This is a genomic window from Rhizobium atlanticum (assembly GCF_030182485.1).
In the GTDB taxonomy this organism is placed as follows: Bacteria; Pseudomonadota; Alphaproteobacteria; order Rhizobiales; family Rhizobiaceae; genus Rhizobium.
Genome location: NZ_JAQJCJ010000002.1, coordinates 261,630 through 284,896, shown reverse-complemented (window position 1 = coordinate 284,896; position 23,267 = coordinate 261,630). Strand labels below are relative to the sequence as shown.

General features: G+C 61.4%; 24 protein-coding genes. 4 read left to right on the top strand and 20 right to left on the bottom strand.

What is annotated here, in order from left to right:
- Positions 1 to 20: 20 nt before the first annotated feature.
- Entirely contained in the window at positions 21 to 965 is a 945-nt protein-coding gene (locus tag PH551_RS03815; protein WP_285191913.1) for a nucleoside hydrolase, read from the bottom strand.
- A gap of 281 nt (positions 966 to 1,246) precedes the next feature.
- On the opposite strand from PH551_RS03815, the gene PH551_RS03810 reads away from it, so the two are divergent.
- Together PH551_RS03810 and PH551_RS03805 are read left to right on the top strand one after the other, a co-directional pair.
- On the top strand, positions 1,247 to 1,672 hold the full coding sequence (locus PH551_RS03810) for an Hsp20 family protein (protein WP_010032703.1): 426 nt from the start codon (positions 1,247 to 1,249) through the stop codon (positions 1,670 to 1,672).
- A 47-nt stretch (positions 1,673 to 1,719) separates the two neighbouring features.
- Positions 1,720 to 1,977: a BQ00720 family protein gene (locus PH551_RS03805; RefSeq protein WP_008524631.1), complete on the top strand. Its 258-nt coding sequence runs from the start codon at positions 1,720 to 1,722 to the stop codon at positions 1,975 to 1,977.
- An 87-nt stretch (positions 1,978 to 2,064) separates the two neighbouring features.
- Here PH551_RS03805 and PH551_RS03800 read toward each other — a convergent pair whose 3' ends face one another.
- Positions 2,065 to 2,619 carry a methyltransferase family protein gene (locus tag PH551_RS03800; RefSeq protein ID WP_285191912.1) on the bottom strand — a complete coding sequence of 185 codons (555 nt, stop codon included), beginning with the start codon at positions 2,617 to 2,619 and terminating at the stop codon, positions 2,065 to 2,067.
- Between the two features lie 212 nt (positions 2,620 to 2,831).
- On the opposite strand from PH551_RS03800, the gene PH551_RS03795 reads away from it, so the two are divergent.
- The gene (locus tag PH551_RS03795; RefSeq protein ID WP_285191911.1) at positions 2,832 to 3,710 is read left to right on the top strand and encodes an alpha/beta fold hydrolase; all 879 of its coding nucleotides are present in this window, start codon (positions 2,832 to 2,834) and stop codon (positions 3,708 to 3,710) included.
- A 209-nt stretch (positions 3,711 to 3,919) separates the two neighbouring features.
- On the opposite strand, the gene trmB is transcribed toward PH551_RS03795, so the two are convergent.
- From trmB to PH551_RS03715, 16 genes are all read right to left on the bottom strand, one after another.
- On the bottom strand, positions 3,920 to 4,621 hold the full coding sequence (gene trmB / locus PH551_RS03790; RefSeq protein ID WP_085776716.1) for a tRNA (guanine(46)-N(7))-methyltransferase TrmB: 702 nt from the start codon (positions 4,619 to 4,621) through the stop codon (positions 3,920 to 3,922).
- A complete protein-coding gene (metK, locus tag PH551_RS03785; RefSeq protein ID WP_285191910.1) occupies positions 4,618 to 5,871 on the bottom strand; it encodes a methionine adenosyltransferase in 1,254 nt (417 codons plus the stop codon). Before metK ends, trmB begins: the two co-directional genes overlap by 4 nt.
- A 178-nt stretch (positions 5,872 to 6,049) precedes the next feature.
- Positions 6,050 to 6,469, bottom strand: coding sequence for a helix-turn-helix domain-containing protein (locus PH551_RS03780; RefSeq protein ID WP_064707753.1), 420 nt, complete (start codon positions 6,467 to 6,469; stop codon positions 6,050 to 6,052).
- Positions 6,470 to 6,616: 147 nt separating this feature from the next.
- Positions 6,617 to 8,221 carry an apolipoprotein N-acyltransferase gene (lnt, locus tag PH551_RS03775; RefSeq protein ID WP_285191909.1) on the bottom strand — a complete coding sequence of 535 codons (1,605 nt, stop codon included), beginning with the start codon at positions 8,219 to 8,221 and terminating at the stop codon, positions 6,617 to 6,619.
- Positions 8,222 to 8,332: 111 nt separating this feature from the next.
- Entirely contained in the window at positions 8,333 to 9,478 is a 1,146-nt protein-coding gene (locus PH551_RS03770) for a hemolysin family protein (RefSeq protein ID WP_285191908.1), read from the bottom strand.
- Positions 9,475 to 9,990 carry an rRNA maturation RNase YbeY gene (gene ybeY, locus PH551_RS03765; protein ID WP_097599452.1) on the bottom strand — a complete coding sequence of 172 codons (516 nt, stop codon included), beginning with the start codon at positions 9,988 to 9,990 and terminating at the stop codon, positions 9,475 to 9,477. The genes PH551_RS03770 and ybeY overlap by 4 nt, the downstream gene beginning before the upstream one ends.
- Positions 9,990 to 11,042 (bottom strand): PhoH family protein, encoded by a 1,053-nt coding sequence (locus tag PH551_RS03760; protein WP_085776720.1) that lies wholly within the window; start codon positions 11,040 to 11,042, stop codon positions 9,990 to 9,992. The genes ybeY and PH551_RS03760 overlap by 1 nt, the downstream gene beginning before the upstream one ends.
- Before the next feature lie 18 nt (positions 11,043 to 11,060).
- On the bottom strand, positions 11,061 to 12,470 hold the full coding sequence (miaB, locus tag PH551_RS03755) for a tRNA (N6-isopentenyl adenosine(37)-C2)-methylthiotransferase MiaB (protein WP_285191907.1): 1,410 nt from the start codon (positions 12,468 to 12,470) through the stop codon (positions 11,061 to 11,063).
- Between the two features lie 48 nt (positions 12,471 to 12,518).
- A complete protein-coding gene (gene olsA, locus PH551_RS03750) occupies positions 12,519 to 13,316 on the bottom strand; it encodes a lyso-ornithine lipid O-acyltransferase (RefSeq protein ID WP_221157650.1) in 798 nt (265 codons plus the stop codon).
- A 27-nt stretch (positions 13,317 to 13,343) separates the two neighbouring features.
- A complete protein-coding gene (locus PH551_RS03745) occupies positions 13,344 to 13,772 on the bottom strand; it encodes a Fur family transcriptional regulator (RefSeq protein ID WP_085776722.1) in 429 nt (142 codons plus the stop codon).
- 82 nt (positions 13,773 to 13,854) lie between these two features.
- A complete protein-coding gene (locus PH551_RS03740; RefSeq protein ID WP_085776723.1) occupies positions 13,855 to 14,349 on the bottom strand; it encodes a GNAT family N-acetyltransferase in 495 nt (164 codons plus the stop codon).
- A gap of 1 nt (position 14,350) precedes the next feature.
- On the bottom strand, positions 14,351 to 15,013 hold the full coding sequence (gene tsaB / locus PH551_RS03735; protein ID WP_285191906.1) for a tRNA (adenosine(37)-N6)-threonylcarbamoyltransferase complex dimerization subunit type 1 TsaB: 663 nt from the start codon (positions 15,011 to 15,013) through the stop codon (positions 14,351 to 14,353).
- A gap of 88 nt (positions 15,014 to 15,101) precedes the next feature.
- A complete protein-coding gene (locus PH551_RS03730) occupies positions 15,102 to 15,668 on the bottom strand; it encodes a NifU family protein (protein WP_064693562.1) in 567 nt (188 codons plus the stop codon).
- 109 nt (positions 15,669 to 15,777) lie between these two features.
- On the bottom strand, positions 15,778 to 16,269 hold the full coding sequence (locus PH551_RS03725) for a universal stress protein (RefSeq protein WP_011423764.1): 492 nt from the start codon (positions 16,267 to 16,269) through the stop codon (positions 15,778 to 15,780).
- A 101-nt stretch (positions 16,270 to 16,370) separates the two neighbouring features.
- The gene (trpS, locus tag PH551_RS03720) at positions 16,371 to 17,435 is read right to left on the bottom strand and encodes a tryptophan--tRNA ligase (RefSeq protein WP_285191905.1); all 1,065 of its coding nucleotides are present in this window, start codon (positions 17,433 to 17,435) and stop codon (positions 16,371 to 16,373) included.
- 87 nt (positions 17,436 to 17,522) lie between these two features.
- The gene (locus PH551_RS03715; protein ID WP_285191904.1) at positions 17,523 to 17,930 is read right to left on the bottom strand and encodes a VOC family protein; all 408 of its coding nucleotides are present in this window, start codon (positions 17,928 to 17,930) and stop codon (positions 17,523 to 17,525) included.
- 187 nt (positions 17,931 to 18,117) lie between these two features.
- Between PH551_RS03715 and PH551_RS03710 the strand changes: the two genes are divergently transcribed.
- Positions 18,118 to 18,546 (top strand): YcbK family protein, encoded by a 429-nt coding sequence (locus tag PH551_RS03710; protein WP_285191903.1) that lies wholly within the window; start codon positions 18,118 to 18,120, stop codon positions 18,544 to 18,546.
- A gap of 213 nt (positions 18,547 to 18,759) precedes the next feature.
- Here the strand turns inward: PH551_RS03710 and murJ are convergent, their stop codons facing one another.
- Together murJ and PH551_RS03700 are read right to left on the bottom strand one after the other, a co-directional pair.
- Positions 18,760 to 20,346 carry a murein biosynthesis integral membrane protein MurJ gene (murJ, locus tag PH551_RS03705; protein WP_285191902.1) on the bottom strand — a complete coding sequence of 529 codons (1,587 nt, stop codon included), beginning with the start codon at positions 20,344 to 20,346 and terminating at the stop codon, positions 18,760 to 18,762.
- 10 nt (positions 20,347 to 20,356) lie between these two features.
- Positions 20,357 to 23,260 carry a [protein-PII] uridylyltransferase gene (locus tag PH551_RS03700; protein ID WP_285191901.1) on the bottom strand — a complete coding sequence of 968 codons (2,904 nt, stop codon included), beginning with the start codon at positions 23,258 to 23,260 and terminating at the stop codon, positions 20,357 to 20,359.
- Positions 23,261 to 23,267: the final 7 nt, after the last annotated feature.

Genomic DNA, 23,267 nt, shown 5'->3' with positions numbered 1-23,267 from the left:
TTCGGAGAAGGAAAGAATAATCAGATGCGGGCGAAGCGCTCGATCAGGAGATCGAAGAAACCGTCCGCATCGACGTAACGCATCACCTTGGCGTTGCGCTTGCGGTCGGTCACATGCCACCAGTCGACGACGGTCATGCCGGCGGTAAGTTCGGACCGGACCTCGATCTCGACATTGCAGTCCCGGCCCTGGAAAAGTTCCGGTTTCAGCAGATAGGCGACAACCGTCGGGTCGTGCAACGGCCCGCCGTCGGAGCCGTATTTCTCGATATCGAAGCGTTCGAAGAATTCCAGCATTTCGACCATGGCCTTAACAGGCGCCGTGCCGATCTCAGCCATGCGTTTGACCCGGTCCTTGCGGGTCAGCAGCTGGTGCGTCACGTCGAGCGGCATCATCACGATCGGAACGCCGGAGCGGAAAACGATATCGGCCGCCTCGGGATCGACATAGATGTTGAATTCGGCGGCCGGCGTAATATTGCCGCCCTCGAAGAAGCCGCCGCCCATCATCACCAGCTCGCGAATGCGAGCAACGATGTCGGGCGCCTTCTGGAAGGCCATGCCGATATTGGTGAGCGGCCCGAGGGTGCATAGCGTCACCGTGCCTTCCGGCTCGCGGCGCAGCGTCTCGATGATGAAATCGACGGAATGGCCGAGTTGCAGCGCCATCGTCGGTTCGGGCAGAACAGGTCCGTCGAGGCCGGTCTTGCCGTGCACATGTTCTGCCGTCACCAGCTTGCGGGCGATCGGCTTGTCGGCGCCAGCGAAAACCTTCACATCCGTGCGGCCGCAGAGTTCGCAGACGATGCGCGCGTTGCGGCTGGTGAGAGACAGCGGCACGTTGCCGGCGACCGTCGTGATCCCCAGCACCTCGAGCTCACCCGGGCTGCCGAAAGCCAGCATGATGGCGGCCGCGTCGTCCTGGCCGGGATCGGTGTCGATGATGATCTTTCTCGCGCTTGCCATTCCAATCGTCCCGTTCTCGCCACGCCGCTTATCCCGGCGGGCACCATTTCTTCATTTCCCGTCACAAATCGGCACATTCCGCGCGGGCATGTTTTGATGCGAGGCAGCAGGTCCTTTGTCAAGCAAGGAGGCAGACGCTGCCATTCGAAAAGTGACAGATGTTTAAATCGGGGAGGGCGCGAGCGCCTTGCAGCGCCGTGGTCATGCCCCCATATTAGCGGCATCCGGATGCTGCACTTTTAGGTCCGGGATGGTCGCTTGCATCAAGGACTTGAAAAGAGATGAGCCGCATTACCCCTTTCGCCAGCCCGCTACTTCTGGGCTTTGACGCCATGGAAAAGACGCTGGAGCGCATTTCCAAGGCGAGCGACGGATACCCGCCTTACAATATCGAACGTATCGCCGCCGACAGCGGCGCGCCCGAGCGTCTGCGCATCACCCTTGCCGTTGCCGGTTTCAGCGAGGAGGAGCTTGATGTCTCCACCGAGGAGAACCAGCTTGTCATCCGCGGCCGTCAGGTGGAGCAGGGCGAGCGGGATTATCTCTATCGCGGCATCGCCGCCCGCCAGTTCCAGCGCACCTTCGTGCTGGCCGACGGCATGCAGGTCTTAGGCGCCGGCCTAAAGAACGGTCTGCTCTCCGTCGATCTAATTCGACCCGAACCCGCCCGCATGGTCAAGAAAATTAACATTTCGGTTTCACAGTAGCACAACGGTTTGTCGAACCGTTGGTCCCTTCTTCCGGAGGAACAGGAATGTTGATGAAAGAAGCCACGTCTCACTTGACCAAATCCGAGCTTGCCCACATCGGCAACGGCGAGGTCGCCTACATCAGAAAGATGCGCACCGAAGAGGTCGCCAAGTGTTTTCCAGAGGCGCCGGATATCGATCCGAATGTCGATCTCTGGGCGCTCTTCGGCGCCGACGGCACGCCGATTCTGCTGACGGACAACCGTTCCAGCACCTTCTTCAAAGCGGCCGAGGACGAATTGAAGACGGTCAGCCTGCACTGACCGTCAACACCGTCTGCTACGTTTCACTGCTTGCGGTGCACGGTCGCTCTATTCGATTTCGCTGCCGTAGGGACGGATGTCGCGACATTATCGCCAATCGAACCACGGCGTCAGCAAGCCCGTCTTGCGCCGATAGGCTTCGTATTCGGATGCCAGCGGTGATAGGGCGAATTTCCTCTCCTCGCTGCGGGCTGCAATCACGTAGACAACCGTAAAAAATAAGACCGGCAGGATCGACCATATCGACCAAGATGCGAGCGCCCACCCCGACCAGAAGAGCAGGTAGGACGTGTAAAAAGGGTGCCGCAGGTAGCGATAGGGACCGTCGGTGACAAGACTATCTGGGTGATCGAGGGTGAACACAAAGCGCAACCTGGCCTCTCGCGACGCCGACACCGCCCACCAGAACAAGCCCGCCGACCCGATTTCAAATCCCAGTCCGACGACCTGTACCCATAGCATCTGCGTCCCGGACCAAACCAGGTACAGGAAAAACGCCGTCGTCGCGATGACGACGGCGGTGATCAGCTTTGCTCCGGCTTCCATCTTCGGCGAGTTGAAGTGGCCTCGCAACGACCACGCGTAGAACCCGACGACACTCAGGCTGGTGATCGAAATAACAATGTCCAGAAGAAATTGCATCGTGATGCTCACCGTGAAAGGTTGGTTGCAATTGCTGCTGCGACAGACCTAACCCGTATACAACGCCAAGGCAAATGATTGTGTATTGACGCGTAACCGCCCCGAAACGTGTCGTGATTGCACGACCTGGTTCAGATCTGGTTTACGATGATCATGCACCTGCCATAGATATTTTCGTGCAAGACTTTGGCTGCGCGTTAGGGGTCGCAGTTATGGACATATTTCACTGTACAATCGACACCAGCCACGGCGCTGTGCGCATCAGTGACACTATTGATGGCGCTGCACCACTGGTTATGATACACGGTTCGGGCAGCTCACGGACGGTCTTTTCACAGCAATTACACAGCCATTTGTCCCGGAATTGGCGTCTGATTGCGCTCGATCTTCCGGGACATGGCGAATCGAGCGACGCTCGAGATCCGCAGTCAACTTACACCGTCACCGGTCTTGCCGACTGCATAGGAGAGGTGGCAGCCCGCATGGGGCTCCATCGCTTTCCCGTGCTGGGATGGTCGCTTGGCGGTCATGTCGCGATTGAGATGGCGGGCAGCAGCAACGGCATTTCGGGCCTGATGTTGTGCGGCACGCCACCGATCCACAGCGGTCTCCTCGGAATGCTGCGGGGATTCCATCCATCATTTGATATTCTTCTGGCATCAAAAGAGAACTTTACATCGCGTGATGTGGAGCGGTTTCAGTCTCTTTGCTTTGGAGACACGAGCAACCCCTCCTTTCGCGATGACATAGCGCGCGCGGACGGGAGACTAAGGAGCGTTTTTTCTCGCGCAATGTTGCGGGGGCAGGGGGTGGATCAGCGCCGCACCGTCGAACAGGCTGATATACCCATTGCTTTTGTGAATGGGTCTTATGACCCCTTTGTCAAACTCAGCTATTTTTCGGGCCTGAACATCCAGTTGCTCTTCGAAGGCAAAGCGCATGTAATAGAAGGGGCTGGACACGCGCCCTTCTGGGAAAAGCCGGAGAGCTTCAACTCGATGCTCGACCGGTTCCTGAACACAGTCGCCGCTCATGAAGCCAATACCGATCTGAAAAATCAACACTGTCGCCGCAGTGCAAGCCAGATATAGGATCATCATTTCGGCAAATGACATGCTCCCGGTCATTTTCTCCCTTCCATTTGAGAGGAGGGTGGCCAGCACGGAAATAGTCGCGTCAGCGGCTATTGCAACCGTTCCACGGCGGAAGTCTACGCGCCACAAGTGAGAGCCTAGCGCGTTCGGTCCGGTTTGTTGTCGTCGTCGGTTTTAGAGCCGGATGCCGGAAATTGCCGACAGCCTCAGATCTTCCTGAAGGTCAGATAGGCCGAGGAGCGGCCCTCGCGGCGTGCCTTCGCCTCGTAGCGCGTGCTCGGCCAGCCCTCATAGGGGGTCAGCCAATCCGCCGCATTGTCGGCCAGCCAGTCGAAGCCGCCATGGTCGCGGCATTTGATCAGCGTCCAGTTCACATAGGTGTCGATGTCGGAGGCGAAGCAGAACAGGCCGCCGGGCTTCAGCACCCGGTGAAAGCGGTCGAGATTGGTCTTCGAGACGAAGCGGCGTTTCCAGTGCTTCCGCTTCGGCCAGGGATCGGGATAGAGCAGATCGATGTGGTCGAGCGAAGCGTCCGGCAGCCAGTCGAGCAGTTGCGTCGCATCGTCATTATAGACGCGAATGTTCTGCGCGCCCGTCTGGCCGACGCGTGACAAAAGCTTCTGCATCGAATTGACGAAGGGCTCGACGCCGATGAAGCCGGTGGACGGGGTCTCCAGCGCGCGATGCATCAGATGCTCGCCGCCGCCGAAACCGATTTCCAGCCGCAATGTCTTGACCGGAACCGGGAAGAGGGAGGTCAGCGGCTCCGGGGGAGCCGCCGAGAGATCGATGAGGAATGCCGGGAGCAGGCTATTCAGCGTTTCCGCCTGCTGTTCGCGCAGGGCCTTTCCCTTGCGGCGACCGAAAAAGGCTTCGGTCGCCCGTCCCCGGCGCTCCATATCCGTCATGCAGCGACCTTGGTCTTGACGGCTTCCTTGAGCGCCTTGACAAGGTCGGTGCGCTCCCAGGAGAACGAGCCATCGCGGCCAGCCTTGCGGCCGAAATGACCATAGGCCGAGGTCTTGGCGTAGATCGGCTTGTTGAGGTCGAGGTGACGGCGGATGCCCGACGGCGACAGGTCCATATTCTGGCGGATCGCCGCTTCAACCTGGTCTTCCGACACACCCTTGCCGGTGCCGTGCAGGTCGACATAGATCGACAGCGGCTGAGCGACGCCGATGGCGTAGGAGAGCTGAATCGTGCAGCGGTCGGCGAGGCCGGAGGCGACGACGTTCTTGGCGAGGTAGCGGGCGGCATAGGCAGCCGAACGGTCGACCTTGGTCGTGTCCTTGCCGGAAAATGCGCCGCCGCCATGTGGAGCCGCACCGCCATAGGTGTCGACGATGATCTTGCGGCCGGTCAGGCCCGCATCGCCGTCCGGTCCGCCGATGACGAACTTGCCGGTCGGATTGATGTACCACTTGCAATCCTCGGCAATCTTCAGTTCGCCGAGCGCCTCGCGAATATAGGGCTCGACGACGGCGCGGACCTTCTTGGAATCCCAGCTCTCGTCGAGATGCTGGGTCGAAAGCACGATCGAGGTCACTTCCGACGGCTTGCCGTCGACGTAACGCACGGTCACCTGGCTCTTGGCATCGGGGCCGAGCTTGGCGACTTCACCGTCGCCCTTCTTGCGGGCGGCTGCAAGCAGCTGCAGAATCCTGTGGGAATAATAGATCGGAGCCGGCATCAGGTCCGGCGTTTCCTTGCAGGCGTAACCGAACATGATGCCCTGGTCGCCGGCGCCCTCGTCGCCCTGCTGGTCGGCGGCGCTATCGACGCCTTGGGCGATATCGGCCGACTGCGAGTGCAGCAGCACGTCGATCTTTGCCTTCTTCCAGTGGAAGCCGTCCTGTTCGTAGCCGATATCCTTGATGGCGCGGCGGGCGGCGGCCTTGAACTTCGAGGGATTGATGACGTCCTTGCCGTCCTTGTCCTTCTTCATCAGGCTCGGCGGCAGGCGGACCTCGCCGGCGATGACGACACGGTTGGTCGTCGCCAGCGTTTCGCAGGCAATGCGCACGCCCCACGGATTGACGCCGGTCTTGGCCGCTTCGCGGTAGACCAGATCGACGATCTCGTCGGAGATGCGGTCACACACTTTGTCCGGATGACCTTCGGCAACAGATTCGCTGGTAAAGAGATAATTCGCGCGCATTCCGGGATTCCCCTCAAAGAATAAAAGCCAGCTAGTAGGTACTCAGTTCGAGCGCTGATGACAAGCGCACAAGGACATAAATATATCTTTATATCTGCGGCGATGTGACAAATTTTGCCCGAAAAACGCAAAAAAGCGGCCTTTCGACCGCCTTTCCTATTTTGCGATGAGAGCTGGATCAGTCAGCGTCGGCTTCGGCAGCGAGCGCCTTGACCAGTTCCACGACCTTGCGGCGGACCTTGGGATCGGAAATCTTGACGAAGGCACGGTTGAGCTGCAGCCCCTCCGAGGAGGAGAGGAAATCTACGACGTAATTCGAGCTGGAGGCTTCGGCCATGCCGCCGACGGCGCCGGCATGTTCGCCGGGCGCATCTTCGAAGAAGAAGGAGACCGGAACATTGAGAATGCTCGAGATGTTCTGCAGACGGCTCGCGCCGACACGGTTGGTGCCCTTCTCATATTTCTGGATCTGCTGGAAGGTGATGCCGAGGCTTTCGCCAAGCTTTTCCTGGCTCATGCCCAACATCGTCCGGCGAAGGCGAATGCGGCTGCCCACATGGATGTCGATCGGATTCGGCTTCTTCTTATTTTCAATCATGGTCGTGCCCTAGCTACGAATTTCTGTTTCCAACCGGCATGCCCCTGATCCATCCCAAAACGCCACGTTGTAAGCGGCGGGAACCCGCCGATTAACATACGTTAAGAACGCCGATTGACACCACTATGCAATTTTAGGGGTTTTTGGTCAATTCAACCCTAAAATAAAACCTCTGCGTGAAATTAGCCCAATCAATATCAACAGTGCTTCGGTCAACCAGAAGTATGTCTGAAGGGGGTATGTGGTTCCGAACCCATTGCCGAACCCATCAACAGTTGCATCAATAAAGCCGGTCTCACCAAGACCGAGGCCTGCGATGATTTCCCCATGCGCGTTCACGAGTGCCGATATGCCGTTGTTGGCGTCGCGAATCAGCGGCAGGCCGGTCTCGATTGCCCGCACCCGCGCCTGCTGAAAATGCTGGTAGGGTCCGGGCGTGATGCCGAACCAGGCATCGTTGGTGAGGTTGAGGAGCGCGTTGGCATCCACGATGTCGCCGGTCATTTCGCCCGGAAAGATGATCTCATAGCAGATCAGCGGGTAGAGATTGAGGCCGCCGGGCAGCGCCAGCAGGTGCCGGCTTGCGGCGGCCGAAAAGCCGCCCGGTATCTCGACGACGTTCTGGATGCCGAGTTCGGTGAGGATGTCCTCGAAGGGCAGATATTCGCCGAAAGGCACGAGATGCACCTTGTCGGAGGCGGCGATGATCTGGCCGCGGCCGTCGATCACATAGATGGAATTGTAGTAGCGCACCGGTGTGCCAGGCCCCAGCTCCTCGGCGCGCACTGCGCCGGCGATCAGGATCTGGTCGTCGTCGAGCGTATCGGCGATCCGCGTCAGCGCATCCTGGTTGTCGGTGAGGATGAAGGGGATCGAGGTTTCCGGCCAGACGATGATGTTGGGTTTGCGTCCGCCATTCCTCGGCGCTTCGGCCGAAAGCTTCAGATGGGTCTCGAAGATCGCATTGCGGTCGGCGTCGTTGTCCATCTTCGCCGCCTGATCGATGGCCGGCTGCACCAGCCGCACCACGGGTCGCTTGTCCTCGGGCAAGGGCTGCGGTCGCGGCGCCAGATGGAGGGCATAGGCGCCGTAACCGAGATGTGCGGTAAACAGCAGGGCGGCGAGCGCAATTCCAGGCTTCGCGCCCTGTCGCGTCCCGATGAGCGCCGGGGTGGAAAAGACGAAGACGGCAAGTGTCGTCACCCCCGTCACGCCGATCACATGCGCCGACTGCATCATCAGCGGAACGGGCATAAGGCCGTAACCGATGGCATTCCAGGGAAAGCCGGTGAGAATCACGCTTCGAAGCCATTCCATCAGGCCGAAACCGGCCGCAAGTGCGGCGATCCGTCCCAGGCCGTCCGACCAGACGAGCCGGGCAAGTGCAGTCGCCAGCCCGTAGAAGACCGCAAGGCCGGCCGGCAGTCCGAGGACTGCCAGGGGCAGTGCCCAGGCAAATTCCTCCGAATCGACCAGCAAGGCATGGCCGATCCACCAGAGGCCGGCGACGAAATAGCCGAAGCCGAACAGCCAGCCGACGGCAAAGGCCGGCCATAGCCTGCCGATCAGGCCGCTTTCAGGAGAAGCCGCCGCCCCGTCGAGCAGCCAGACGAGCAGCGTGAAGGAGAGAAACATCGCCGCGAAAAAACCGAAAGGCGGCAGCGCCAGAGCGGCGAATGCTCCAGCGGCGACGGCCAGCAACGACCGTTTTAACCCCCAGACGAGGATAACCCTGTCCGCAAGCCGCTCCATGCGCACTCCCATCAAACCGCGAATCAACCCATGCGCAGTCTTTCAAAAAAGCGGCTCTTTGTCCTGTTTCCGCATCGGCCCTGAAAGGCGACCCGATTTTCGTACTGATGCCTAGTTCGTGGTCGATTCGGCCGGCCGGTCGTCGCCGGTCTCGGATCCGAGAGTGATGTCGCCAGCCTCCTTGGCGCGGCGGCGGATCGCGTGGCGCTTGCGGGTGATGCGCAGCCGCTTGATGCGGCGCGGATCTGCGTCGAGAATATGGAATTCGAAGTTCGGCAGGGCCTGGACGACTTCGCCGCGGACGGGGATGCGGCCGAGCGCGGAGAAGATTAGCCCGCCCAGCGTGTCAACCTCGTCGACCTGTTCGCTGATGTCGAAATCCGGTCCGATCGCTTCAGCGATCTCTTCCAGCTCGACACGGGCGTCGGCGACGAAGACGTCTTCGGCGACGCGCTTGAACATCACCTCTTCGTCGTCATGTTCGTCGTCGATATCGCCGACCACCATTTCGACGATGTCCTCGTGCGAGGCGAGACCGTCGGTGCCGCCATACTCGTCGATGACGAGCGCCATCTGCGTACGGTTCACCTGCATTCTGCGCAAGAGGTCGGAGGCCAGCATCGACGGCGGCACGAACAGGATCTTGCGGATGATGCCGGCCTCAGCCAGCGTCTTCTGCAGGTCGACCCGGGCAAGATCGAAATTCGGCTTGCTCGAGCGCGGCGGCTTCTGGATGTTCTCCGGCGCGACTTCGATCGGCGGGGCTGCAGCGGCCGGCTTTGCCGGGCCGCGGCGCTTGTTGCGCGCCTGCTTGGCGACATAGGAGAGCAGGTCGCGGATATGCACCATGCCGCGTGGGTCATCGAGCGTATCGGCATAAACAGGCATGCGCGAGCGGCCGGATGCCTCGAAAAGGATCATCAGCTCGCCGATGGTGATATTTTGGTCCACCGCCTCGATATCGGCGCGCGGCACCATCACGTCGGCGACGCGCACCTCGCGAAAGCGCAGGATATTGTGCAGCATCGCCCGTTCGTCGGGCGAAAAGGCGTCGTCGCCGGCCGCATCGGTCATCAGCGCATCGGCAAGATCCTCGCGCAGTCGCGAGCCCTGCTGCGGGCGGAGAATGCGGGCGGCGCGCGACCAGAAGGATTGGGATCGGCCGGATGGCCGACTACTACTGCCGACCTCATCCGAAGAAGAGGATGGCTCGGAGTCCTTGGCGTCTGCCGCCGGCTTCGTCGTAAAGTCGCTCATGGTTCCATTTTAAGGTCTTGACCCTCGTAGGGATCAGATAGGCCGAGCTGCGCCAAAATGCGAGTCTCCAGCCCCTCCATAATTTCGGCTTCGGCATTATTCATATGGTCGTAGCCGAGAAGATGCAAGAAACCGTGCACCAGAAGATGGGTCAGGTGGTCGTCAAAACTCTTCTCGAGTTCCTGGGCTTCCCGCTCCACCGTCTCCCGGGCGATGATGATGTCGCCAAGCATCGGCCCGGGCAGCTTGCCGCGCTCAACCGGAAAGGCCGGGAAGGAAAGGACATTGGTCGGCTTGTCCTTGCCGCGCCATTCGGCATTGATGTCCTGGATTGAGGCATCGTCGGTAAAGACCAGCGAAACTTCGGGCGGCATTTTCGGGAAGGGCTGCTTCTCATTGTCGCGAAGATAGACCGCGGCGGCCCCGAGCACACGCTCGCAAAAAACCAGCAGCGTTTCCTCGCCGGGCCAGCCGATATTCTCGATGCTGATCTGGATATCGAGTTCAGCCATCAGTCCTGCCGGCCGACGTCTTCGGCTTCGACAAGATAGGTGGCGTCATAGGCTCTGACGATGCGCCCGACCAGCGGATGGCGCACGACGTCGGTGTCCTTGAAGCGCACGATCGAGATGCCCTCAACGCCGTTCAGCAGCTCCAGGGCCTCGACGAGGCCGGATTTGACGCCCCGCGGCAGGTCGATCTGGCTCGGGTCGCCGGTGACGATCATGCGGGCATTTTCGCCAAGACGCGTCAGGAACATCTTCATCTGCATCGACGTCGTGTTCTGCGCTTCGTCAAGGATGATGGCGGCGTTGGCGAGCGTGCGGCCGCGCATGAAGGCGAGCGGCGCAATTTCAATGACGCCGGCGGTGATCGCCCGATCGACCTTGTCGGCCGGGATCATGTCGTAGAGCGCGTCATAGAGCGGGCGAAGATAGGGGTCGACCTTTTCCTTCATGTCGCCGGGCAGGAAGCCGAGGCGTTCGCCGGCCTCGACGGCCGGGCGCGACAGGATGATCTTTTCGACGGCGCCGCGCTCCAGCATCTGGGCGGCATGGGCGACGGCGAGATAGGTCTTGCCGGTGCCGGCCGGGCCGACGCCGAAGACGAGCTCGGCGCGCTCCAGCGCCCTGATATAGGCGTCCTGAGTCGGCGTGCGGGCGATGATCGTTTTCTTGCGCGTCGAAATCTGCGCCATCGTCAGCTTGGCCTTGCGCTCCATGGTGGGAAGGCTGAGCTGATCGTCGGCGGCGACCGCCATGCGGATTGCGCCCTCGACGTCGGATCGTTCCACGCTGCCGCCTTTCTGAAGCTTTTCATAGAGATAATCGAGCGTGCGCCGCGCCTGATTGGTGGTCACGACATCGCCCGATATGACGACGGAATTGCCGCGTGCCCGCGCATCGATATTCAGCCGCTCCTCGAGCAGCTTTAGATGCTGGTCGAACTGGCCGAAGAGTTCGCTGGCGAACCGATTGTTCTCGAACGTCAGGACGAAGTGATTGGTGTCGCTCGGCGTGCGGGGGTGGCGCGGTGAAGAAGAAACCAATTCTTGTCCGTTCAAGCGGTCGGGCTCCTTGGGTTAGACCGTAGCCTCTGCGCGTTCGGCAAACAGGCTGTTCGTTCCGGTTCCGGTGATTCGCACTTTGATAATGTCACCGATTTGCGATGCTTTTGCATCAACATTCACGGATTGAAGCCAGGGAGAACGTCCGATCAGCTGACCCGGCATGCGGCCGGGCTTTTCGAGCAGCAGATCGATCTCCTTGCCGATGCAGGATTCGGCAAATTCCTGCTGCTGCTTCAAAAGAAGCACTTGCAGGCGTTCCAGCCGTTCTGCCTTGATCTCTTCCGGCACCTGGTCCTTCAGTTCCGCGCCGGGCGTGCCCGGCCGAGTCGAGTATTTGAACGAGAAGGCCTGCGCATAGCGCACCTCCTCCACAAGTCTGAGTGTATCCTCAAAATCCTTGTCTGTCTCCCCCGGAAAACCGGTGATGAAATCGCCCGATAGCGCGATGTCCGGGCGCATGGCGCGGATGCGCTCGATCAGACTGAGATATTCGGCCGCCGTATGACGCCGGTTCATCGCCTTCAGGATCCGGTCGGAGCCCGATTGCACCGGCAGGTGCAGGTAGGGCATCAGCGCCCGGAGGTCGCGATGCGCCTCTATCAGCCGGTCGTCCATGTCGCGGGGATGGCTTGTGGTATAACGCAGCCGCGCCAGGCCGGGGATCTCGGCAAGCCGGTAGAGCAGGTCGCCGAGGCTCCATGCCTCGCCGCGCGGTCCGGCGCCATGCCAGGCATTGACGTTCTGGCCGAGCAGGATGATTTCGCGCACTCCGGCTTCGACGAGCTTTTCGGCCTCCTCGACAATCTGCGAGACCGGCCGCGATACTTCCGAGCCGCGCGTATAAGGCACGACGCAGAATGTGCAGAACTTGTCGCAGCCCTCCTGCACCGTCAGGAAGGCGGTGACGCCGCGGGCGCGGATCTTGCGGCTCTCGGCAATCGGCAGATGCTCGAACTTGTCCTCGATCGCATATTCCGTATCGACGACGCGCTGGCCCTCTTTGGCCCGGCGCAGCGCCTCCGGCAGGCGGTGATAAGTCTGCGGCCCGATGACGACGTCGACAGCCGGCGCCCGGCGCAGGATCTCCTCACCTTCGGCCTGGGCGACGCAGCCGGTTACGCCGATCATCATCTCCCGGCCGTCGACTGCCTTCTTCTTTTTCATCTCGCGCAGCCGGCCGAGCGCCGAATAGACCTTCTCGGCCGCCTTCTCCCTGATATGACAGGTGTTGAGCAGAACGAGATCCGCCTGTTCCATGTCTTCGGTCGGTTCGTAGCCGTCGCGGGCAAGCGCATCGCTCATGCGCATGGAGTCATAGACGTTCATCTGGCAGCCATAGGTCTTGATGAAGACCTTGCGGCTGTTGCTGCCGTCACGGAGAGAAACCTCCGGGGCCTGAAGAAGGGCGTTATCCTGTGTCATGGCGCGCTATTTAGTGGTTTTTGCCGTCCGAGAAAAGAGACTCTCGGCTCACCCGACGTTGTGCCCGCGCAGGCTTGTGTTGAGAAGGCTGCGGATGCGCGAGGCGATCGTCGCGCTCACCTCTTTGCGATTGCTATCGGCGCGGTATTCCACCGCCTCGCCGAAGGAAACTTCCGCGTCGATGGCGCCGCATCTGAGGATGTCGATCAGATGCGGCAGGAGCTCGATATCCCCCGGCCAGGCTGCGAGCGGCCGGTGGTAGCGCCCCATCGGAATGCCATGCACCCTGGTATAGGCAACGGCCACCGGCTGCACCACGACGGTTCCCGTCGGCGAATAAGGCACCGCCATCGCGGCAGCGCCGAACAGCGACGACTTGACCTCAAGCAACCGGTTGCCGTCCGAGGTCGTGCCCTCTGGAAAAAGCACGACGATTTCCCCATCGGCCATGCGCCCGGCGATTTCATTTGCCTGATGGCCGGTCTTGCGCCTTTCCTCGCGCACGACGAACACGCTCTTCTGCAGCTTGGCGAGCGTGCCGAAGATCGGCCAGTCTCTGACCTCGATCTTGGCGATGAAGGCGACGTCGGCGACGGCCGACATGACCATGATGTCAAGCCAGGACGAATGGTTGGAGCAGAGCATCAGCGGTCGGCGGTCTTCCAGCCTGCCCGTCACCCGGACGCGGATGCCGAGACAATAACAGATGATACGGTGCCAGACGCGCGGAAGTCTGCGGCGCAGCCGCCAGTCGAAACGCAGGGCCAACAGCTGCAGCGGCATGAGCACGATGCTGACGGCAAGGATGACGACCGCAGCGAAGGCAATGCGCAGCCAGGCGATCAAATGCGGCACTCCCGGGCGGCCATCGCTTCAGAGATCTTCCTTCTTCAACGGAATGCCGTAGAGCTCCAGGCGGTGGTCGACCAGCTGGAAGCCGTGCTCGCGGGCGATGCGCTCCTGCAGCGCCTCGATCTCAGGTGAACGGAATTCGATAACCGTGCCGGTCTTCAGGTCGATGAGATGGTCATGATGCTCTTCCGGCACCGTTTCGTAGCGCGAGCGCCCGTCGCGGAAATCGTGGCGGGCGATGATGCCGGCATCCTCGAACAGCTTGACGGTGCGATAGACCGTGGAGATCGAGATTTTCGCGTCGACCTTCACAGAGCGGCGGTAAAGCTCTTCGACGTCGGGATGGTCTTCGGATTCTTCGAGGATGCGCGCGATCACGCGGCGCTGCTCGGTCATGCGCATGCCGCGTTCGGCGCAAAGCTCCTCGAGGGTCTTGGCTACGTCGGTCATGGCCCGCCTTCAAAAGTAATCGCGTTTCCACAATGCCTGCACGGCGTTTGCGCCGGTCCGCATGTCCTGCTCTGTCAGGGAACTATCGAAGAACGCGCTTCATGACAAGCGCCGTGGAAGGGGCGCCGTTTTCCTGCTTGTAGTAGCCCTGGCGCTCGCCGACCTTTTCAAAACCGAGCTTGCGGTAGAGGCCGAGTGCTGCCGTATTGCCGCTGTCGACCTCAAGAAACATGCTCTCGCCGCCACGCGCCCGCGCCTCGCGCATCGCCGCCTGCATCAGCCGCCAGCCCAGTCCGGCACGGGCGGCTTTCGCCTGCACGGCAATCGTCAGGATCTCGGCTTCGCCGGCGACTTGGCGGGCAAGGATAAAGCCGGGAAGCGGCTTTTTCAGGATGGCGTTGGTCTGGCGCGCGACGAAGCCGAAAACAGTCTCCTGCGACAGCAGGCTGTGGAATTCGCCGTCGCCCCAGGGCTGGGCGAAACGCTCGCCATGCAGGACGGCGACGTCGCGGCAATCCTCGCGCTCCATGGCGATGATTTCGAATTCCGGCTTCAGCGTCAGATAGGCTTCCAGCATGTCACACTCGTCGCGCAATCGCATATCCGGCCTGCGGCTTGGCATCCGGTCCGCGCAGATAAAGGGGCTTGGGCTTTCCGGCGTCGGCAGGGGCCGCAGCCCCGAGACGCGCGACAATCGAAATCGGAAAGACGTTGGGGTGGTCGCCACCGGCGCCGGCCCTCAGGAGCGGCGTTGCCGAACCGGTGATTTCACCATCGAAGCCGGCGGCGAAAGCCTGGGCCTCGGCAACGCTTGCCGCCCGCGGTTGATCCAGCGGGGAACCATCGGCGGCGAAGGACTGGAGATAGATTTCGTCCCGCTTGGCGTCCATCGCCGCCAGCACGGCACGGCCGGGCGTCCTCGCACGCTGGGCTGATGCCATCACCTCGAGCGTGGTGACGCCGACGACGGGCACATTGAGGGAAAGCGCAAAACCCCGGGCTGCGGCAACGCCGACGCGGATGCCGGTAAACGAGCCGGGGCCGATGGTGACGGCAAGGCGGTCGACGTCAGAAAGTGTGACACCCGCCTGATCCAGCGCGCGATCGACGATCCCGATCAGATGTTCAGCATGCCCCTTGCCGATCATGTCCGATGCCTCCCCCAGCACCGTATTCCTGCCGCTGTCATAAACGGCGGCAGCGCAATCCACACCTGCCGTGTCGAGCGCCAGAACGATCATGCCATCAATTTCCGATAAACTGTTTGTCGCCTAACCATAGACCCCCCGGCCGAACCTGAGATGAACGGCCGGAGCGAATTCGAAATTCTTAAGCGGCAATCACTTCCTGCACTTCGGGAACGAAATGGCGCAGCAGGTTCTGGACGCCGTGCTTCAGCGTCGCCGTCGAAGACGGGCAGCCGGAGCAGGAGCCTTTCATGTTCAGATAGACCTTGCCGTCCTTAAAGCCGCGGAAGGTGATGTCGCCGCCGTCCTGCGCGACGGCCGGACGCACGCGGGTCTCCAAAAGCTCCTTGATGGTCAGCACGATCGACTCGTCGCCTTCATCAAAGAACTCGTCCCCGGCATCGGCATCTTCGGAAAGGATGGAAGCATCACCCATGACCGGCTTGCCGGACATGAAATGCTCCATGATCGAGCCAAGGATAGCCGGCTTTAGATGCTGCCATTCGGCGTTGTCCTTGGAGACGGAAATGAAATCATAGCCGAAATAGACTCCCGTGACGCCAGGAATTTCGAACAGGCGGGCGGCGAGCGGCGAGGCTTCAGCCTCTTCGGCGCTGCGGAATTCGGCGGTGCCGTTTTCCATGACAACCTTGCCCGGGAGGAACTTCTGTGTGGCGGGGTTCGGCGTGGCTTCGGTCTGAATGAACATCTGGCTCTCCATGTGACAGGCTCGAGACCTCGGCCGTCTTTAGAATTCTTCCAAAGAAGATAAGCCCATTGCCCGACCTAATCAAGAGACTTGTACTCAAGAAATAGGCTCAGCAGAGGGCGTCGATTTCCTCATTGGTCAGCGTATCCGGCAGGACAGTGACCGGGATCGGAAACGCCGCCGCGCGTCCGGCGACCGACGAAACCAGTGGTCCGGGACCTTCCTTTGCCGAGCCGGCGGCAAGAACGAGGATCGCCACATCGCGGTCTTCTTCGATCACGGCGTTGATCTGCTCGGCGGCACTGCCTTCCCGGATGACGACCTCAGGCTCGATGCCGATCGTCTCGCGCACGATCTGGGCGATCTTGGCAACCGTTGCCTCGGCTTCCTCGCGCGCCTCGGCCCGCATGATCTCCTCGACGCCGAGCCATTGCTGGAAATCGCCGTTGGGGATCACATAGAGCAGCACCAGGCCGCCATTGGAATTCTTCGCGCGCCGGCCGGCATAATGAACGGCGCGCTGGCATTCGGGTGTCCCGTCGATCACCGCCATGAATTTTCGGCGGTGGCCTTCGAGCCGTGAGAGTCGCTTCGATACCATGGGGCGGACTCTGACACCCGAAGCGGAAAAATTGCAAGCGCAGTTTTTGGCACCTCTGCCTCTGGGGATTCCCTTGTTCCCCGAAGGACAGGGGCGTTGTCTCAGTACAGGAAGCCGATGACGTCGCGCACCTGCTTCATCGTCACTTCGGCGCGCTCCCTGGCGCGTTCGCCGCCCTTGCGCAGGATCGCGTCGATATGGCTGGTATCGTCCATCAGCCGGCGCATCTCGCCGGTGATCGGCGCCAGCACATGGATGGCGAGATCGACCAGCGCCGGCTTGAAGACGGAGAATTGCTGGCCGCCGAATTCGGTAAGCACCTCGGCCTTCGATTTGTCGGCGAGCGCGGCATAGATCGCCACCAGATTGTCGGCTTCCGGACGGCCCTGGAGCCCGTCGACCTCGCTCGGCAAACCGTCCGGATCGGTCTTGGCCTTGCGGATCTTCTTCGAGATCGCCTCTTCGTCGTCCATCAGATTGATGCGCGAGAGGTCGGAAGGATCGGATTTCGACATTTTCTTGGTGCCGTCGCGAAGCGACATGACGCGCGGCGCCGGTCCGCCGATCAAGGGTTCGACCATCGGAAAATAGGCATGCACCGGCTCGTCGCCGACGGTGATGTTGATGCCGTAGCCGCTCTTGCGAATATGCTCGGCATAATCGAGGTTGAACTTCATCGCGATGTCGCGGGCAAGCTCCAGATGCTGCTTCTGGTCCTCGCCGACTGGCACATGGGTGGCGCGGTAGACGAGAATGTCGGCGGCCATCAGGCTTGGATAGGCGTAGAGGCCGAGCGAAGCCTGCTCGCGGTCCTTGCCGGCCTTGTCCTTGAACTGCGTCATGCGGTTCATCCAGCCGATGCGCGCGACACAGTTGAAGATCCAGGCAAGTTCCGCATGCTGCGGCACGGCCGACTGATTGAAGACGATGTGCTTTTCCGGATCGATGCCGGCGGCGATGAAGGCAGCGGCGATCGAGCGCGTCTGGCTCGGCATGTCCTCGTGCACCAGCTGGGCGGTGAGTGCATGCATATCGACGACGCAGTAGATGCAGTCATTGCCTTCCTGCAGCGCCACGAAGCGGCGGATCGCACCGAGATAGTTGCCGAGATGCAGATTGCCGGTCGGCTGCACGCCGGAGAATACGAGTTTCTGGAATTCGCTCATGTCGTCCTCAATAGGCTGGTGGAGGGCCCCAGGGCTGTTCGCCCATGTTGCTAACGCCGCGGCTTATGCACGGGCAACCCGTCGCAATCAAGTGGTTCGGGCTGCGGCATGCTGGATCAGGTCGAAGGTGTTGCCGTAAGGATCCGTAAAGACGGCGACCGTGCCGTAGACCTCATGCCTGGGCTCCTCCAGAAAGCGCACACCGGCGCCGAGCATCGCGGCATAATCGCGGGCGAAATCGTCGGTCTTCAGGAAGAAGCCGACGCGGCCACCCGTCTGGTTGCCGATCGCCGCGCACTGCGTCTGGTTTGCCGCCTGCGCCAGCAGAAAGGCTGCGCCATCCCCGCCTTTCGGCTTCACGACCACCCAGCGTTTGCCCTCCGGCTGGGGCTCGTCCTGAAGGCAATCGAAACCGAGGGTGCCGCAATAGAAGCCTTTGGCGCGGTCGTAATCGTCGACGACGAGCGTGACGAGAAAAAGAGACTGGACGGTCATGTGATCTCCCATGTTTGGATGTTTATTCCATCTAGAACGCGAAGGATGCTCACTTTTAAGCCGAATTGATCAGCGTCCTTAGTTCAAATTGAGTATAAAATTTCACAGAAAAGCTTTTATTGAACTGAAAATCCTCTCCGCACACTGGCGGCCCGTCAGTCGCCAGGCCAACCGCCCGGAGGGGACCATGCAGAACACCCGTTTGCTCGTCATGGCAGGCCTTTTCGCCCTACAATCCGCAACCGACGGCGTCGGTCAAGACAGCAAGAGACCGGCCGTTCATCTTCCCAAGCATGAGACGCGACTCGCCTATGCGGTTCAGACCGTCAGCGTGCGCGCCGGCTGTTTTCCACAGCGCCTGCGAGCGATCCTCTCGCATATCGCCGCAAAGACCGGACGCCGCCCGATCGTTACCTCCGGCCTCCGGCCACATCCCCGCCGTCATGGCTCCCTGCATGGAAAATGCCTGGCGGCCGATATCCGGGTGCCGGGCCTCTCGGAACGAACCATCATTGCTGCCGCCAAGACAGCTCCAGGCATCGGCGGCATCGGCAGCTATTGCAACGGCATCATTCATGTCGATGTCGGCCCGCAACGGCGATGGGTCGATTGCTAAGCGAGAGAGCAAGGTTTGCGAGGGGTGTGCCACGGCGGTCAGGTTTGCGCCGGCTACTTTTGCCCCTCACCGTAGCCCTCTCCCCCTAAACGGGGCAAGGGGACGTGCCTACGAGAGGCCTGAGAGAGGCGCGGCGGCGCGGCAAGTCCCTTCTCCCCGTCAGAACGGGGCGAAGGTGGCGGCAGCCGGATGAGGGGCTTTCTCGGCAAACAACTAGCTTTGTGCATCCTTCGCCGGCACCGGCTTGCGGTTCAGATTGCGCCGAATCATGCCGAGGTCGGCTCCGCCGATCAGGAAGGCGGCGGCAAAATAGATGAGCATTGCGATTGCGATCAGCAGCCCCAGCGTACCGACCTTGGTCAAAAGCGGCGCGCCGGAGGCGAGCCACGGCGCCCAATATTGCTTGAGGAAGACGATTGCCGCGCCCATGACGGCCGAGGCGACGATCAGCAGGGCGGCGCGTTTTGCCAGCGCCCATTCCCAGGTCAGATGGCCGCGGCGCAAAAGCGTGGTGAACAGCAAAAGCGTGCTGATCCAGCCGGCGGTGGCTTCGGCGACGGCGATGCCGGGCGCGCCCATAAAGGGGAAGAGGGTCAGCGCCGTTGCGCAGTTGGTCCCCACTGCGATCGCCGAGAAGCGCATCGGCGTCTTGGTGTCCTCGCGGGCATAAAAGCCCGGCTGCAGCGCCTTGATCAACACAAACGCGGGCAGGCCGATGCCGTAGATCGCCAGGATCGAGCCGACGACGGCGGTGTTTTCCTGATGAAAGGCGCCACGTTCGTAGAGCACGCGGATGATTTCGTCGGAGAGGATCCAGAGCGCGAAAGCGGCGGGGATGGTCAGGAACAGCACGAATTCGATCGAGCGGTTCTGCAGGTTTGCCGCTTCGCGCAGCGCTCCGCCCTTCAGCGCCCGGGCAAGCTCCGGCAGCAGCACCACGCCGACGGCGACGCCGACGACGCCGAGCGGCAGCTGATAGATGCGGTCGGCATACTGTAGCGCCGCAATCGCGCCGTCGCGGGAGGAGGCGATCGCCTGGCCGATCAGCTGGTTGATCTGAGTGATGCCGCCTGTCACGGCGGCGGGCACCGCAAGGATCAGCAGCCGCTTGACATTCGCAGTCATCTTCGGGAAGCGCAGGCCGATGCTCATGCCGGCTGCCAGCACGCCGACATAGACGACGGCGAGTTGCAGCACGCCGGCGGCAAGAACGCCCCAGGAGAGATACCAGGCCGTCGCGAGCGGATCGGCGCCGGTATAGAGCGAATAAAACAGCGCTCCGATCATCACCACGTTGAGGAAGACGGGGGCGATGGCGGCGGCGAAGAAATGATGCAGCGAATTCAGCATGCCGCTCATCATCGCCGTCAGCGACATGCACATCAGATAGGGAAACATCACGGCCGCCATGCGGATCGTGATCGAGAATTTCTCGGCATCGTCGGCAAAGCCCGGCGCGATGATGAAGCGCACCAAGAGCGGCATGGCAAGCTCCATTACGATGGTGATGAGGAGCAGCACCGAAAACAACACGCCGAAGACTTCTTCCGAAAAGCGCTTGGCGCCATCCGTGCCGTTCGCCTCGATCTCCTTGGCAAACAGCGGCACGAAGGCGGCGTTGAAGGCGCCTTCGGCAAACAGCCGGCGGAAGAGGTTCGGAAAACGGAAGGCGGCGTAGAAGACGTCGGCCATCGGCCCGGTGCCGAGCGCCGCTGCCATCAGCGTTTCACGGGCGAAGCCGAAGATGCGGCTGCCGAGAGTGGCGCCGCCGACGGTCGCGAATTTCTTGACGAGGCTCATGCTTTGGGGCTCATGCGGGGGAATCGGCTTTCTTTTCGGCTGCGGGCGATGTTCGGGTGGCGGCGGGCGCGATGATGCCGGAGGGCATGCGCTCGCGCAGCTCGTCCTGCTCCTCGGCCATCACGGCCTTCATGCGGGCGGTGATATTGGCGCGCTTGCTGTCGCCCGATATCTTCTGACCCACGAGGTCGGTGACGTAGAAGGTGTCGATTACCTTCTCGCCGAAGGTGGTGATGCGCGCCGACTGGATATCGAGCGACAGATCGGAGAGCACGGCAGTGATCTCCGACAGCAGGCCCGGCCGGTCGAGGCATTCGACCTCGATGACCGTGAACTTGTTCGACAGGCTGTTGGTAATGTTGACCGAAGGCGGAATGTCGAAAGCCTTGCTTTTCTTGCGGTTACGCGTGCGCGTGGCGATAACCTCGGGCAGGCGCTTGCGGCCGGACAGCACGTTCTCGATCATCCGCCCGATCGTGCCGGCGCGGCGCAGTTCGTCGGCATCATCGGCAAATTCGCGGCTGACATGGATCGTATCGAGCGCCCGTCCGTCCGAGGTCGTGAAGATCTGCGCGTCGACGATGTTGGCGCCGGCCGCAGCACAGGCGCCGGCAATGACGGCGAGCAGCCGGGGGTGGTCAGGCGACAGCACGGTGATCTCAGTGATGGCGTGGAAACTGTCGGTGCGCACCATTGTGGCTAGCGCCTGGCCCGCCTTGTCGGCATGGCGGATGAAATCGGCGTGGCGGAGCTGGTCTTCCAACGGCACCGAGAGCAGGTATGGCTGGTAATGCAGCTTGGTATAGGTGTTGCGGTCCTTCTGGCTCCAGTCGGATAGGGCGCCGCGCAACGCCTCGGCGGCGGCATGGGCCCGCTCCTTGCGGGACACCTCCGAAAAGCCGCCGGCCAGCAGCAGCTCGGTCTCGTAATAGAGCGTGCGCAGAAGCTGGCCCTTCCAGCCGTTCCAGACGCCCGGGCCCACGGCGCGAATGTCGCAGATCGTCAGGATCAGAAGCATCTTCAGCCGGTCGAGCGACTGTACGCGGTCGGCAAAATCGATAATGGTCTTGCGATCGGTGAGGTCGCGGGTCTGCGCCACCATCGACATCGTCAGATGTTCCTCGATCAGCCAGACCACGAGTTCCGTCTGCTTCTGCGAGAGGCCGAAGCGGGCGCAGAGCTTGCGGGCGACGCGGGCGCCGGCAATCGAATGATCCTCCTGGCGGCCCTTAGCGATGTCATGGAGGAGAACGGCGAGATAGAGCGCCTCGCGGTCCTCGATTCCCGAGATCAGCTTGTTGGCGAGCGGATGCAGTTCCTCCGCTCGTGAATTGTCGATCTCCGAGAGAACTTCGACGGTGCGGATCAGATGCTCATCGACCGTATAATGATGATACATGTTGAACTGCATCATCGCGACGATCTTGCCGAAATCGGGGATGAAACGGCCAAGCACGCCGGCCTCGTTCATCCGGCGCAGGATCAGCGCCGGGTCACGTTTCGACGTCAGGATCGACATGAAGAGGCGGTTCGCCTCGTCGTTTTCCCTTAAGCTGTTGTCGATCAGGGCGAGTGAGCGGGTGACGCGTTTCAGCGCATCCGGATGGAATTCCAGCCCGGTGATGTCGGCGACGTGGAAGAGCCTGAGGATGCTGACCGGATCGCGCTTGAAGACATCGGCGTCGGCAAGAGCGATGCGGCCGCGGTCTTCGACGAATTCTACGCTGCCGGCAATCTTGCGGGTGCGATGGGTAAAGCGACTGATGACGCCGGTGAGACCCGGGATCGACTTCGCCTGCTGGTCTTCGAGTGCGGCGCACAGAATGCGCGTGAGATCGCCGACATCCTTGGCCACGAGGAAATAGTGTTTCATGAAGCGCTCGACCGCCGAAAGGCCGGGGCGGGTGTGATAGCCGAATGCCTCGGCGATCTCGCGCTGGATGTCGAAGGACAGACGTTCCTCGGCCTTGCCCGTCAGGAAGTGCATATGGCAGCGCACGGCCCAGAGAAAATCATCCGCCTTCTGCAGAAGGCGATATTCGTGTTTCGACAGAACGCCGAGCTTGATCAGCTCCGCCTGGTCGCGCACGTGGTAGTAATATTTCGAGATCCAGAACAGCGTGTGCAGGTCGCGGAGCCCGCCCTTGCCTTCCTTGACGTTCGGCTCGACGAGGTACCGCGTGTCACCCGCCTTGCGGTGGCGCTCGTCGCGTTCTGCTAGTTTGGCGGCGATGAATTCAGGCCCGGTTCCAGTGACGATCTCCTTGTCGAAACGGGCTTCGAGCTCGGTTTCCAGCCGCTGCAGGCCGCAAATATAACGCATCTCGAGGATCGCGGTACGGATCGTCATGTCCGACCTGGAAAGCGCGATGCATTCCTCCACCGTGCGGGTGGCGTGGCCAACCTTGAAGCCCATGTCCCAGAGCACGTAGAGCATGAATTCGACCGCCTTGTGCGTCTCCTCCGCCTGCCGCGGCGGGAAGAGGAAGAGCAGGTCGATATCGGAGCCCGGCGCCAGCGTGTCGCGGCCATAGCCGCCGACGGCGGTGACCGCGAATTTGTCCTTCTGCAGCGGGAAGATATGGGTGGTGGCGAAATTATAGAGGACGGTGATGATCTGGTCCTGCAGCCAGGAAATCCGATAGGCGCAATTGAGACCGCTTCCGTCGGCGGCAAGGGCCGCGCGCGCCTTCTGCCGGCCGTCCGTGCTCGCCCTTTTCAGCGCCGCGAGAAGATCGGCGCGCATGATGTCGGGCCGGTTTCGATTGGCCTCGGCAACGGCTTCACACTGCTTCTGCAGGAGTTCGGCGTCGAGGATCTCCGAGAAATCGAGGTTGCGCGTCGCGCTCACAGGGGCTGTTTCCTGTTCATGCCGGGCTGCCTGATTGGGGCTCGCCTCACGTTTCGTCTGCATGCGCTAT